At 37.4% G+C, this 13,184-nt stretch carries 14 protein-coding genes and 1 pseudogene; 3 read left to right on the forward strand and 12 right to left on the reverse strand.

The features are described from left to right. Positions 1 to 97 precede the first annotated feature (97 nt). The 5 genes and pseudogenes from RCG23_RS25575 to RCG23_RS25595 all read right to left on the reverse strand — a co-directional run. Positions 98 to 622, reverse strand: a complete 525-nt coding sequence (locus RCG23_RS25575) for a leucine-rich repeat domain-containing protein (protein WP_308177995.1) — start codon at positions 620 to 622, stop codon at positions 98 to 100. A 125-nt stretch (positions 623 to 747) separates the two neighbouring features. Next, a complete protein-coding gene (locus tag RCG23_RS25580) occupies positions 748 to 1,317 on the reverse strand; it encodes a hypothetical protein (RefSeq protein WP_308177996.1) in 570 nt (189 codons plus the stop codon). A gap of 385 nt (positions 1,318 to 1,702) precedes the next feature. Next, complete coding sequence (locus RCG23_RS25585) at positions 1,703 to 2,146, reverse strand: hypothetical protein (protein ID WP_308177997.1); 444 nt, start codon at positions 2,144 to 2,146, stop codon at positions 1,703 to 1,705. Positions 2,147 to 2,337: 191 nt separating this feature from the next. Beyond that, the gene (locus RCG23_RS25590) at positions 2,338 to 2,610 is read right to left on the reverse strand and encodes a DUF4181 domain-containing protein (protein ID WP_308177998.1); all 273 of its coding nucleotides are present in this window, start codon (positions 2,608 to 2,610) and stop codon (positions 2,338 to 2,340) included. 974 nt (positions 2,611 to 3,584) lie between these two features. Further along, positions 3,585 to 4,076 (reverse strand): annotated as a pseudogene (locus RCG23_RS25595) (transposase); the annotation flags it as partial. A gap of 366 nt (positions 4,077 to 4,442) precedes the next feature. Between RCG23_RS25595 and RCG23_RS25600 the strand changes: the two are divergent. Next, positions 4,443 to 5,486 (forward strand): LLM class flavin-dependent oxidoreductase, encoded by a 1,044-nt coding sequence (locus RCG23_RS25600; protein WP_374049877.1) that lies wholly within the window; start codon positions 4,443 to 4,445, stop codon positions 5,484 to 5,486. A gap of 100 nt (positions 5,487 to 5,586) precedes the next feature. Here the strand turns inward: RCG23_RS25600 and RCG23_RS25605 are convergent, their stop codons facing one another. Together RCG23_RS25605 and RCG23_RS25610 are read right to left on the reverse strand one after the other, a co-directional pair. Further along, on the reverse strand, positions 5,587 to 5,787 hold the full coding sequence (locus tag RCG23_RS25605) for a cold-shock protein (RefSeq protein WP_308178000.1): 201 nt from the start codon (positions 5,785 to 5,787) through the stop codon (positions 5,587 to 5,589). A 234-nt stretch (positions 5,788 to 6,021) separates the two neighbouring features. Further along, positions 6,022 to 7,020 (reverse strand): LLM class flavin-dependent oxidoreductase, encoded by a 999-nt coding sequence (locus tag RCG23_RS25610; RefSeq protein ID WP_308178001.1) that lies wholly within the window; start codon positions 7,018 to 7,020, stop codon positions 6,022 to 6,024. Between the two features lie 124 nt (positions 7,021 to 7,144). Between RCG23_RS25610 and RCG23_RS25615 the strand changes: the two genes are divergently transcribed. Next, a complete protein-coding gene (locus RCG23_RS25615) occupies positions 7,145 to 7,633 on the forward strand; it encodes a DinB family protein (RefSeq protein ID WP_308178002.1) in 489 nt (162 codons plus the stop codon). 104 nt (positions 7,634 to 7,737) lie between these two features. Here RCG23_RS25615 and RCG23_RS25620 read toward each other — a convergent pair whose 3' ends face one another. The 3 genes from RCG23_RS25620 to RCG23_RS25630 form a co-directional block, all read right to left on the reverse strand. Next, positions 7,738 to 8,148: an SRPBCC family protein gene (locus RCG23_RS25620; RefSeq protein ID WP_308178003.1), complete on the reverse strand. Its 411-nt coding sequence runs from the start codon at positions 8,146 to 8,148 to the stop codon at positions 7,738 to 7,740. Beyond that, the gene (locus RCG23_RS25625; RefSeq protein WP_308178004.1) at positions 8,145 to 8,459 is read right to left on the reverse strand and encodes an ArsR/SmtB family transcription factor; all 315 of its coding nucleotides are present in this window, start codon (positions 8,457 to 8,459) and stop codon (positions 8,145 to 8,147) included. Before RCG23_RS25625 ends, RCG23_RS25620 begins: the two co-directional genes overlap by 4 nt. A 608-nt stretch (positions 8,460 to 9,067) precedes the next feature. Next, entirely contained in the window at positions 9,068 to 10,093 is a 1,026-nt protein-coding gene (locus RCG23_RS25630) for a threonine aldolase family protein (RefSeq protein ID WP_308178005.1), read from the reverse strand. A 323-nt stretch (positions 10,094 to 10,416) separates the two neighbouring features. Here RCG23_RS25630 and RCG23_RS25635 point away from each other — a divergent pair, with 323 nt between their 5' ends. Further along, the gene (locus RCG23_RS25635) at positions 10,417 to 11,172 is read left to right on the forward strand and encodes a cell wall hydrolase (protein WP_308178006.1); all 756 of its coding nucleotides are present in this window, start codon (positions 10,417 to 10,419) and stop codon (positions 11,170 to 11,172) included. Positions 11,173 to 11,189: 17 nt separating this feature from the next. Here the strand turns inward: RCG23_RS25635 and RCG23_RS25640 are convergent, their stop codons facing one another. After that, positions 11,190 to 12,122, reverse strand: coding sequence for a D-2-hydroxyacid dehydrogenase (locus RCG23_RS25640; RefSeq protein ID WP_308178007.1), 933 nt, complete (start codon positions 12,120 to 12,122; stop codon positions 11,190 to 11,192). A 57-nt stretch (positions 12,123 to 12,179) separates the two neighbouring features. Further along, a complete protein-coding gene (locus RCG23_RS25645; RefSeq protein WP_308178008.1) occupies positions 12,180 to 13,007 on the reverse strand; it encodes a hypothetical protein in 828 nt (275 codons plus the stop codon). Between the last annotated feature and the right edge of the window lie 177 nt (positions 13,008 to 13,184).

The following is a 13,184-nucleotide window of genomic DNA, read 5'->3' on the forward strand; positions in this document are numbered from 1 at the left end:
TTAATGTTTTTATCACTTATTCAATTATTCTGCCCCGTTTATTTAATAAGGGATTCAACAAAAGCACCCGTTACTTGAATAAGGAATTAGAAAATTCCTATATCCATACCTCACTATTAGGATGTTTCTTTTTAAAATCATCTATCTCTTTGTTTGGAACTTCTGTTCTCGCAATACTCAATAATTTCAATTGATTTAAATTATATATCGGCTCTATTGTTTTTATTGAATGGTCAGGAACATATAACTTTTCAAGATTATTTAAGTGCACTAAGGGTTCCAGAGATTTTATATAATTCATAGGTGCCGACAAATCCAGTTCTTTTAGGCTTTTTAGTTGAGATAAGGTTGATATATCTGTAATCATACAGAGGTCAGCGTACAAGATCTCCAGTTTCTTTAATTCTTTAAATGGAGAAATATCACTAATACCTGTACCGGAAATATTTAAATATTTGAGTTCTTTAAAGGAGGAAACAATCTCAAAATCCTTTATTTCTTCTAGAAATACATATTCCTCTAAGTCTAATTTCTTAACCTCATTAAGATTATTCATTAAGAACTGATATTCTTCATCAAACATATGCGTAAGGGCTTCTTTTATACTTCTTACAAGCTTCATATGAATCCCTCTATTCTTTCTTTCAATAACCTCACCCGTTTGTTAAATAGAGATTCAACAGTAAAGGCGTTAATCCTCCTCGATCAATGCCCCCGTTACTTTGAGTAACAGCGTTTTAATTATATTTAGGCATCTCTATCCGTATTTCTAATTATAAGTTCCACACTATTTTTTGATGACCACCAATCAAAATGTTGATGTCCTAAATCATTTTGAGTTAAATAAAGGCACTCTAAAGCCGATAACCTTAAACCACGTTTGGAACCATTTATTAATACTAAATGATTTTCTACTCGAATTGACAAGGTGTTATTGAATTTCCATTCTTCATTCATTTTGTCATCTTCCGATTCAGGCCGGACATTTATAGTAATGGTTTTATCTATCAATTTCTTTTTCAATTCTTTTTTAAGTTGGTGTACAACCCTAAAATTTAACGGCTGGCTTTGTCCGTGAAAAATTACTAAATCAGCACTATCAGGACCATTCCTATCCAAATATACAATTACATCATAGACACAAACACTGTCGTAAATATCTGCCAATGCTTTAATTGCTGCGTCATTTCCATACACATTAATCTGGGTATCAGGATATACCCACGTTTCAATGCCAAGGTCAGTTTGAGATAAATGTAGTATTTTAAATTCTTTATTACCGATTTTTACTCTTTTTATTGGCACTTCTATTGGCAAAAAAAAGCCTCCCCAAATAACAGAAAATAATGTTCAACTATTACCTAAAAAAAATATATAATATCTTTCATAGCAAAGACTTTATCTTTTATTACCCCACCACTTCTCCTTGGTTCTAAGGATTCAACAAAAAATGCTGTTAATCCTCCTGGATTAACGCACCCGTTAGCCATCCCTGAAGCACAAAAATCGGCGCTTCACCACAGAGAATGAAAATGGTAAGGAAGTGTCAATACTGATATTGTCCTTAATCCAGTCCACCCAAATCCATAGACATATTAAATAGCGCTCTCCTCTTTTTTTTAACGATTGAGCAGGGTCTTCTTAAGTGTTGTCATTTTTCCATTTAATTTTCATGGTAATTGAATAAGGAATACTTTAAAGTTTATGGATGGTCTCTTGTCTGTCTATACAAATCAAGGATGTAATCCTTCTCATTTTCTGCCCCTTCTTCTGCCTCTTCTTCATCAAGTTCAAGGTCATCAATCCATTGATAATAATGCCCCAACTCGTGGGCAATAGAACCAAGAATAGCTGCAAGTGCATCATCTTGCCCATTCTTTTCCAGTAGTTCTAAATAGTCACCAGTAGCAACTCTTATATAAGGTTCTTGTCTTTTATCAAATGGACCCAAGAATGTAGCAGATACTAATTCTTTATCAAATTCACTTTTAATTTGATAATCTTTTTTTAGGTAGACAACAACTCGAATGGGAAATTCAAATTCATTTCTTAACCACTTCGCAAACTCTAAGCAAGCCCTTCTAACCTCTGGATGAACGCCTTGTTCGCATCTAATTCTTAATCCAGTCCTTGGGTAACCAGTCATTCTCTCAGCCTCTCATTTAAGGTGTATATATAAAGATTCGATACAAAAAATATCCTTTCCTTCTTCAACTGCACCTTTAGTGGAACAACAAAAAAAGGCTGTACTCGTTTTTGAAGTAAAGCACCCGTTAGTTGAATACAACTCTTCACATACCATTTAGGACCGACCGTTTCTGAAAATCGGGTTGTATATTAGACAAGAAAATAAACTAAAGTAACACCAAAGATTAATACAATAAGGGAAACAATATATCGTTTTGACTCCTTTAGATACTTCCAATCTACAAATGACTGGAAGCCAAATGCTGCTATTACAAAAAGTATCCAAAACCACTTCATTGCTTCGTTCTCAATATTAATAAAAATGAAAGTAATAATTCCGAGAGCTGAAAGTATAACCTTCCCCCATAGATCAACACCCTTACCATCTTCTGTGAGTTCTTCTCTTTCAGGTCCAACAATCATTAGCCTTAAAATAAAATGTGACACAGCAAGGATAATACAAATTAATCCAATCGTATTAATTTCCCCCTTATAATCATAACTTATTTCACAAACTTGCTCCTCTAGTACATTAAAAATGCTTTACTCCTTCTTGAAGTAAATCATCGATTGTTTAAATCACAATCTCAATTCATTTTTAATAAAGGTTTTAAGGTATTTATTCTCCATTGCTTTTAACAATACCTTCTTACGCTAACCTGCCCTTTAGTTCAACAAGAAAAAGGAATCCCCGCAACCTTCCCTCATAAACTCAAGAAACGGTTAGTTCAATAAAAGCCAATTAGGTTTTTCCCTTTTGTTTTCTTTCAATATATATCCAAGTGTAATAAATTACCCAAAAAACAAAAGGAACTAAAAACACATATGGTCTCTGATTTACTGGAAGAAAATACAATAAAAATATCCCGATTATTAGCATAGGTGGCATAAGAATAAAATACTTCTTTTTATGCACGTTCTTCCCCTCCCTTTTGGTTTATTCTACCATAAAAACCCATCTTCTTGTTCCACTCACCTCCCTCAATGAAGAAAGGAAAATCTCCCGTTTTCTCCTGTTTTCTTAGATTTTCATAATAGTTTACCTTCCGGTAAAATGTTTAATAGTTGGGGAATTATCACTTGAAAGGATAAAATTGAACTTCAAAAGGAAAAAGAGCCGTCACCCACTAGCCTTCCAATTACAAAAATTGGTGGGTGAGTAAAAATATGATCGCACTGGTAGATGCCCACATTTCTCATGGAGGTCAACACTCCCATGTCTCACAGAGTCTTCGCTCTCAAATTCCTTCGTCCAACCTTACCATGAGGTGGATGTCGGCGATGCTGCCCCACAGGGTCTTAGCCCGTAATTTAGTTGCTTTGCCGACTAATCCATGCTTCAAATGTCCTCAAAACCATAAAACAATAACTATTATTTATCTAAACAAAAAACAAAATTAAGCGGCGAATTCTGCCTTCTTCAATACTGACAAATGAGGGATGTCTTTTAACATCTTTTCTTCACTAAACTCAAATTGCTTTTTACCTATACTAAAGAAGATACGGATCAGTTTATTACATAAAGCGATAAGAGAATGCATCTTCTTTAATGGATTATCTGGACGTTGAGTATAGTAAGCATGTAATGCCTTAAATGCAGAATTTTTGGCGACAAGAATCATACAAACCCTGAATAACAGAGCCCTCAGTTTCTTCCGTACTCTTTTTGTGATGGTTGTTTTTCCTTTGTGCTTACCGGATGTATTTTCTTTTAAGCTTAAGCCGGCCAGCTTAATAATTTGCCGGGGATGAGTATATTCACTAAGATCACCAACTTCCGCAAAGAAGCCGGCAATTGTATCCCTTCCCACACCTTTTATGGCTAACATTTGTGGTACACCTGGTATTTCATTAAGTAAACCATCTATTTTTGCATCCAATACTTCGAACTATCCTGCTTCTTTAGCACAAAAAGAAAAAACCCGGATATTTTGTAGCCGGATTTCTTGAACTCTAGCACCTTTTCGTTGAAGAACTAATCCTTATTAATAAATTTAATTAAATCACTAATAATAAACCTTTTTGTGACATGTTTTCCATTTTTCGCAATCCAAGATACTGTAATAACATCAGAACTAAAAGCTTTCCTTATTTCATCTTCATTTAAACCTTTGGAATAAAAAACGAACTTTATATTCGATCTTTGTTTGAATAAGGAGATGGGTGATTCCTTTTTCAAATAAATGAATAGTATTAATCAAGAAGAATTTACAACATAGGAGGAGAAAAACGTGGAGGCTGCTAATCAACAATGCATGGAAATTGGAATCTATTCATTAGCGGATTTATATCCTAATCCAGAAACAGGCAAAGCGATCAGCGCGAAACAGCGTATTGGTGAAATCATTGAAGCGGCAAAACTCGCGGATGAAGCTGGACTGGATGTATTTGGCGTTGGAGAGCACCACCGTTTAGATTATGCAGTGTCAACACCATCAGTGCTCCTGGCGGCTATTTCACAAGTTACCAAACGAATTAGACTTACAAGTGCGACAACGGTATTAAGTACCGTAGATCCTGTCCGTTTATTTGAGGAATTTGCCACACTTGACCTTATATCAAATGGACGTGCTGAAATCATTGCCGGGCGTGGGGCATTTTTAGACTCATTCCCTCTATTCGGATATGATTTTAAAAAATATGATGAATTGTTTGAAGAACACTTAGAGCTATTATTAAAGCTAAACAAAAATGAATTGATTACTTGGAAGGGCCGGTCTCGTACATCCTTAAATAAGGCAGAAATTGCGCCTCGGCCACTTCAGCCAGTGATTCCTATATGGGTAGGTGTTGGTGGGACTTTGGAGAGCGCAGAACGCGCAGGCAGATTGGGGACTGGATTGGCATTGGCAATACTTGGCGGTGATCCAGGTCAATATGAACCGCTCGTTGACATTTACATGCAATCTGCGGCACTGAGCGGCGATGCTCCGGAAAACCTAAAGGTGGGTGTAACCGGGCACGCATATATTTCAAAAACCAATCAGCAGGCACTGGAAGAATTTTATCCCTATCATTCAAATTATTGGTACCATCTCCAACTTAGTCATGGGAAAAACATGGTCTTATCAAGAGAAGATTTTGAGCAGATGGCTGGAAAAGACACAGCCCTTTTCGTTGGAAGCTCGGAGCAAATCATCGAAAAAATCCTTCGCCAATACGAGCTGTTTGGACACCATCGGTTTATTGCCCAAATGGACATAGGTTGTATGCCTTTTAAAAAAGTTGCTGAAAACATTGAAAGGCTAGCAACAGAAGTTGCGCCTGTTATACGAAAAGAAACAAGGAAAAAGGGTTAAGCGTGTAACCAGAGAAACATTTTAGTTTTTATTATTACATGGTAGAACCAACCATAAAAAAAAGACTCTGCAAGAGAGTCTTTTTATATATTGGTTCTTATTATGCTTTACGAACGTTAGTAGCTTGGGGTCCACGTTGACCTTGTTCTACTTCAAAAGTAACTTCTTGACCTTCGTCTAAAGATTTGAAACCTTCGCCTTGGATAGCTGAGAAGTGTACGAATACATCGTCTCCTGCTTCGCGTTCGATGAATCCAAAACCTTTTTCTGCATTAAACCATTTTACTTTACCTTGTTCCATTTGTGTTTCCTCCTGGTGTGCATTGCGCACATTGTATTACTATCCTTGCTCAAATCTTCAAGACAAAAAGTTTAGCACTTCATAATCCTACCGACAAACAAAAATAATTCTTCTTCACTTTAACAGAGATAAACTAGAATTGCAATGGTAGATATTTTTTAAATCCACGGTACTTCATTTCGGACCTCATTAGAATCGGTAATCATTACCTTCTGGATTAACTGTTTCTTTAGGCTATTTTCCTTCTACCACATCTTTAAATATTTCATATGATCTATTTTGTTTTTCAGGATCATAAATATAGGACACAGCCATAATTTCATCTACGTTATACTTTTCTTGAAAACCAGCCAACTGTTGACGAATCGTTTCTTTGCTTCCCAATAACGTCACACTGGACATCGATGCGGCCATTTCTTTTTCCATAGGGCTCCAAAGCTCATCCATATTTTCAACAGGCGGCTGTAACGGATTTTGTGAACCACGTACAACATTCAGGAAGAATTGCTGCATGGTTGTAGATAACAATTTAGCCTCTTCGTCGGTTTCCGCTGCAATCACATTTAAGCAGACCATCATATATGGTTGGTCCAGGTACTCAGACGGCTGGAAGCGTTCACGATAAATGGAAATCGCTTCTTCCATGTATCTTGGTGCAAAGTGGGAAGCAAATACATACGGCAGACCCAAACTTGCCGCTAAATAGGCAGAATCCGTTGACGAACCCAGGATATAAATGGGAATATTTGTGCCCACACCAGGATGGGCCTTCACAAATCCTTGCTGAATCTCTGCCAAATAGGTAAGCAAAGCCTTTACATCATCAGGAAATGTATAAACAGGATCCGCTTTAGATCTTCTTAGTGCACTTGCCGTCTTCATATCCGTACCAGGGGCGCTGCGAAGACCTAATTCCACACGATTTGGATACATCGTTGCCATCGTTCCAAATTGTTCAGCCACCACTAAAGGCGAATGATTAGGCAGCATAATCCCGCCTGACCCAACTCGTATAGTACTGGTATGTTCTAATGTATGTTTGATTAAAATAGACGTTGCTGAACTGACAAGTGTTGGAGTATTATGATGCTCAGCAATCCAATATCGTTGATAACCCATTTTTTCTGTTGCTTGTGCAAGTTCCACCATTGAATCAATAGCTTGTTTTGCTGTTTGTCCTTCGCGTATTGGGGCTAGATTCAATACAGATACAGGTAAATGCATAGTTGTCATTTTTCTTATTCCCTTTCTTGATGAGGATATATTACTATAGTAACAATGGGAAATTAGAAAACAAAATTAACTGCTTGAGGTTATTATTTTATGCAATAATGAGACAGTGAGAACGGAGTATAAAATGATGAATCATAATAAAGAGGTGCGTAAGGAGATTTTACAAAGTGTTTCAGGTTTAACAGATGCACAATTAAATGAAAGACCAATTGGCAAATGGAATATTATGCAGGTTTTAGAGCACCTTTATTTGATGGAAAAGACTATCGTCCATAAAATGATGATGGTGATGGCAAACGATGAGGAGTCTCAGGTAGAGAATAAGCCCATCCACCTAACACCAAACCGAACAACTAAAGTGGTTGCCCCGTCATTTGTTGAACCTTCTGGTGAGTTTACAACGCTTGCGGCAATGAAGGCGAAACTGCTTGAGTCGCGAGCTGCGTTAGAAAAATTCGTTGCAACTGCTGATCAAGAGAAAATGCTGAAACGCTCATTTCCGCATCCGGTTTTTGGTTTACTTCACGTTAAGCAATGGGTCGAGTTTATCGGTTTACATGAACTGCGACATTTAGAGCAAATTGAGGAATTGAAACAAGAGTTAATGCTGTAACAATTATGAAAACAGCCCTTCTTATTCAAGAAGGGCTGTTTTCTATACCTATCAATTTTAAATGGTAATAGGAGGCAGGATATTACCCGTTTCAAGCAAGCTTTTTAAATTGCTGATAATCTGGCCGAACCGTTATTAAGTCCTTCAAAGGTATCATCCGCATCCACAATGTCAGTAGCGGGCACAAGATTTTCATGCTTAAGCGTTAATTTGACCGTTTGTCCCATTGGTTTCAACTCAAAAGTGACCTGTGATGGCTGCTCACGAACCGTTTTATCCCCTACAGAATTCCATGTAAAAGAAAGTAAACGATGCGGCTCACACTTTAGGATTGTTCCGTAGTCTGTGACCTCGCCATTTCGCAAATAATTGACGATTGAGCCTTCCTTCCAATCGGATTCTATTTTGGTTCCAAAAAAGTACTTTTCGGTGAAATCACTGCTTGTCAACGCTTCCCACAGCTTTTCAGGTGTCGTTGCGATGTAGGTAACATAAACAAATTTTTTGTCAGTCAATTGTTTTCCTCCTCAAGCTTTCTTTTAAGTTCGCTCAATGCGTCAATCCGATGCCGTTCAAATTTTCCAATCCAGCGATCGTATATCTCTCCGATCGGAGCAGCATTCAAAAAATGCAGCTTATTTCGACCGTGCCATTCAACGACGATTAAATTCGCCTCCTCCAAAATAACAAGGTGCTTTGTTACCGATTGGCGAGTCATTTCTAGATGTTCACATAGCTCACTTAATGTCTGCCCATTTTTCTTAAAAAGTTCGTCAAGAAGCTGTCTGCGGCTTGAATCTGCAAGAGCTTTAAAAACATTATCCATAAATTTATTATATGCAACCATTTGTCTGCATGTCAAGATGGTGAAAGTTCTCTGGTACTACGCAATAAAAAAAGTGCCTGACCAGCGATTCGTTCCACAGGGAAGTATCGAGGTCAAGCATTTATTCCTACCTTTTTGTAAACATTTAAATCAATCGGCTGCCATGTTTTGTCCAATAGAACCCTCTTATTAGACATTTTGATTACTCGGCTACCTCGTTGTGTCTAATAAAGCCCTCTTATTAGACATTTTGATCGCTCGGCTGCCTCGTTTTGTCTAATAAAGCCCTCTTATTAGACATTTTGATCGCTCGGCTGCCATGTTTTGTCTAATAGGACCATCTTATTAGACATTTTGATCACTCGGTTGCCTCGTTGTGTCCAATAGAACCCTCTTATTAGACATTTTGATCGCTCGGTTGCCTCGTTTTGTCTAATAAAGCCCTCTTATTAGACGTTTTGATCACTCGTGTGCCAGGTTTTGTCCAATAGGACCCTCTTATTAGACATTTTGATCACTCGGGTGCCAGGTTTTGTCCAATAGGACCCTCTTATTAGACATTTTGATCACTCGGTTGCCTCGTTTTGTCCAATAGAATCCTAACTTGCTTATAAAACGAGCTTTTTCATGTCTTCAATGAAAGCTGTTACGTGTTCCTCTTTTGTAGCCCAGGATGTTACGAGACGAATCGCAGAGTTTTCTGGATCGACCTTTTGCCAAATATGAAAAGAATACTTACCTTGAAGCTCGGCAATGAGTTTGTTTGGCAGAATCGGGAAGATTTGGTTCGATGGTGAATGGGTCAAAAACGTAAAGTTTGCTTTACCTAGTTCATCCCTTAGCATTTTTGCCATCTTATTTGCATTTAAAGCCAAATCAAAAAACAGATTGTCCCGGAAAAGCTCAAGAAATTGGATGCCTAAGAGCCTTCCTTTTGCAAGAAGTGCCCCTTTTTGCTTCAAATGGAATCGAAAATCCTCTTTTAAAGAATCACGGCAAATAACTAAGGCTTCACCTATCAATGCTCCATTCTTCGTGCCTCCGATATAGAATGCATCAACAAGTTCAGGAAGATCGCTTAACTTCAGGTCATTTTCTTCTGAACACAGTGCTGACCCTAGTCTCGCACCATCCATAAATAAAATAAGATTGTGCTCGTTACAGAAATCTCGTAATGCGGTCAGTTCACTCTTTTTATAAATGGAGCCTATTTCTGTTGAATTTGATATGTAGACCAATTTCGGCTTTACCATATGCTCATCCGTATGTTCTTCAATCACAGCTTGTAAGTATTCAGGTTTTAATTTCCCATTTTCAGCTTCAACCGATATTACCTTATGCCCTGTGGCTTCAATTGCACCCGTTTCATGCGTAAGAATATGACCGGTACCCGCTGCAATTGCTGCTTCATGTGGTCTTAGGAAAGCTGATAGGGCTGTAAGATTCGTTTGTGTGCCTCCTGATAATAGGTGGATATCAACGTCCGTTCCGATTTTTTCCTTTAATAGTTCAATCGCTTTTTGAGTAAATTGATCTTCACCATACCCATCCTCTTGCACAAAATTAGATTCCACTAAAGCATTTAATATTCTAGGATGTGCACCTTCGCTGTAATCGTTTTTAAAGCTGTACATTTGTTATCCCCCGCCTCGTTTTTTCCTTGATTATACGTTTTATCCTATCATAACGTGTTAAAAAATCCATGGGTCTTCCCTTTGCGCCCTCAAGGAATTTTACGCAAAACAATATTATCAGTTTACATAATAAATTTATGGATTACTAACACTTCTTATTTACTAGAGGTCGCTATCCTAATCTAAACATAAATGTAAATTTTTTCTATCAATTTGTCTCTTATCTATGTAACCAAACTGTAATACTATTCTATTTTATTTGTTCATAGTAATAGATTAACTAAGAAATCCACTGGACTATCACCTTTAGGAGGAATCGAGTTATGAAAAAAATAATCGCTACTATTACATTATTTTCGTCTTTCTTATTTGCCTCTCCTGCCTTTGCGTATACAGTTAAAAATGGGGATACTATGTCCCAAATCGCCTCGGAATCTAACCTCACCTTACAGGAATTAGCAGCAATGAATCCGCAAATTCAAAATCTTGATCAAATTAATATCGGTCAGACTATTATTACTGAGTTACCCCAAAAGACAATAACCCTACCAGAGCAAGTAATCTACTCAGATAATACGATAGACCAGCTGGATAGATTAGTTATAGCTGATGCACAAATGAAAGAAGAAGTTAATCCACAAATTCAAGATGTTAAGGTCGATGAGCCAGTTAACGCTGAGACAACCAAAAAGCCTGTAAGCACACCAGAGAAAGCAAGCTACTCCGATTATGAAATTGATCTGCTAGCTCGATTAGTTAGAGCTGAAGCACAAATCGAGCCTTTTGAAGGAAAGATAGCAGTGGCCTGTGTTGTGCTAAATAGATTGAAAAGTTCTCACTTTCCGAAAACCATTAAAGAAGTCATTTATCAGCGTGGCCAATTCCAGCCTGTCAGCAATGGCGAAATAAATAAACCAGCTGATTCGGAATCCACCGCAGCCGTAAAAGCGGCTTTAACAGAAAAGCGAAATATGGCCCATGAATCATTATTTTTCTACAATCCTGCCATCGCTACCAGTCATTGGCTTGCTTCAAGAGCAACTACCCTTGTGATAGGCCAGCATGTTTTTAAAAAATAATAGGGACCTACATATCATTAGTACCCTTTTTCAACGTCCACCTTATTCCCTAGTTGCTTACTTTCATCAATATTTTTAAGCGTTTCAATGAAACACGCAACACCCTCATCAGGTGTAGTCACCGCAGATATATGTGGAGTAATATGTACGTTTGGATGCTCCCATAACGAATTCTCCTTTGGTAGAGGTTCTTGTGAAAATACATCCAGGACGGCAAATCGGACATGCTTTTGATTCAATGCATCGAGCAAAGCACCTTCATCGACTGTTGCGCCTCTTCCAACATTGATGAATCCAGCATTTGAAAGCCTATCAAAAATTTTCTCTGTAAATATATTAGCGGTTTGTTCCGTCAACGGCAGAGTGTTAATGATGTAATCCATTTCACTTAATCGCGGAAAATGGGATTCCACCGTCATTACCTCTTTAAAATAGTCTTTGTTTTTTCCGCTTAATGAAACGCCGTATACTTCCACACCTAGTGCAGAGAACATTTTAGCCGATTGCTGGCCAATTTCCCCTGTACCGTAAATCATTACTTTTTGATTTCTCAAAAGCTTAGGAGTAACCGGGTGCCAATTTTTCTGGTGCTGGGCAACATGGAATTGGTCGTGAAACTGCAAATCTTTTAAAATATAGCTTAAGCAATACTCGGCAATTCTTTGGCCAAATGAACAAACTGTTCTTGTTAATAAAACATTTTCATTCCAGGACTTTCCGTATAAGAAACGGTCTACTCCCGCACCCAGCGAGTGAACCCACTTCACCTGACTGTAGTCAACATTGGATTTTAAATTAAAACAAACCAGCGCGTCGGCCCAATCTAAATCTTCCGACGTCATCCCTTCTTCAGGTAAAAAACGAAAATTCTTTTGGATATGTCCTTTTTCTATTAATGGTTGAAGTTCTTTGAACATCGGACTGACTATTAAAATATTGATTATATTCATTTTTTCACCTCTCATTTCATTTTAAAGCCAATCGCTCCAAAAATAAAAGTCCCTTTACTAATTTCGCTTTTTCAATACATAAAGCGAATAGCTCAATACCAGTGTGATCGATGAAAAGATCAGGGCAATACTAGAAAAAGCTAGCAGATAGACATTATATTCGGTGATTTTTTCAATGACTTGAAAGCTGTCAATACGAAGGAATCCAGCAGCCAAATTAAACATAATGAGTACGAAAAAAATCGTCAAAAGCCCTTTCGCTGCGCCATTGATGTCTGCTTTACTTAGGGCTATATGAGAGGAAATACTAATGGCCACCCAAACATAAATCCAAAACAATGGATGTATCAAATTTTTAAATGTAAAGAGACTTTTAAAGACGGCTAATAAAGCTCCTCCTACTGTTTTCAAAACATTTAGGTCTATTTTTTCGGGAGTAACATGCTGATGAATATAAGCTGTAAAGATTATATAGGAATCCGGAACACTTAAATACATTCCAAAAATTAACGCACCGATTCCGCTAAACAATGGTCCTAATCCGATAAAAAAATTCCCAGCCTGCTGATAATAACTATTCAAATTGTATCGGTGCTCAACATATCCAAGCACACCATCTGGCCTATTCAGCTGCAAAAATTTAACCCTTGTTACGCTATGTCCCCAAATAAAACACTGTATTAGATGCCCGAATTCATGAATGGGCACACCAATCCATGCAGTCACAAGAACCCCTCGAGGTCCAAACGCCCGAATCAAGTATGTATTTGAATACCGTTCAAACACTCCAAGGACCAGACCCACTGCGATCACAACACCAAAAAGATACAGCAATTCAATAACACTAATCATTAGTGTCTGTAAAATAGATGATAAAAAATACATATAAATCCTTTAATCCTTTCCATCCATCTCTTTTTCTATCCATGTTATCCGACTTCTTGAAAAACAAACATGAAATTCGGATAAGGAACTATTAATAATGAAAGAATTAAACAATAAAAATCTTAAAGATTTTACAAAAAGGAAGTCACCAAGAACAAAAACGAAAAAAGAAGGCTG

Origin of the sequence: Neobacillus sp. PS3-34 (genome assembly GCF_030915465.1) — a bacterium.
In the GTDB taxonomy this organism is placed as follows: domain Bacteria; phylum Bacillota; class Bacilli; order Bacillales; family Cytobacillaceae; genus Neobacillus_A.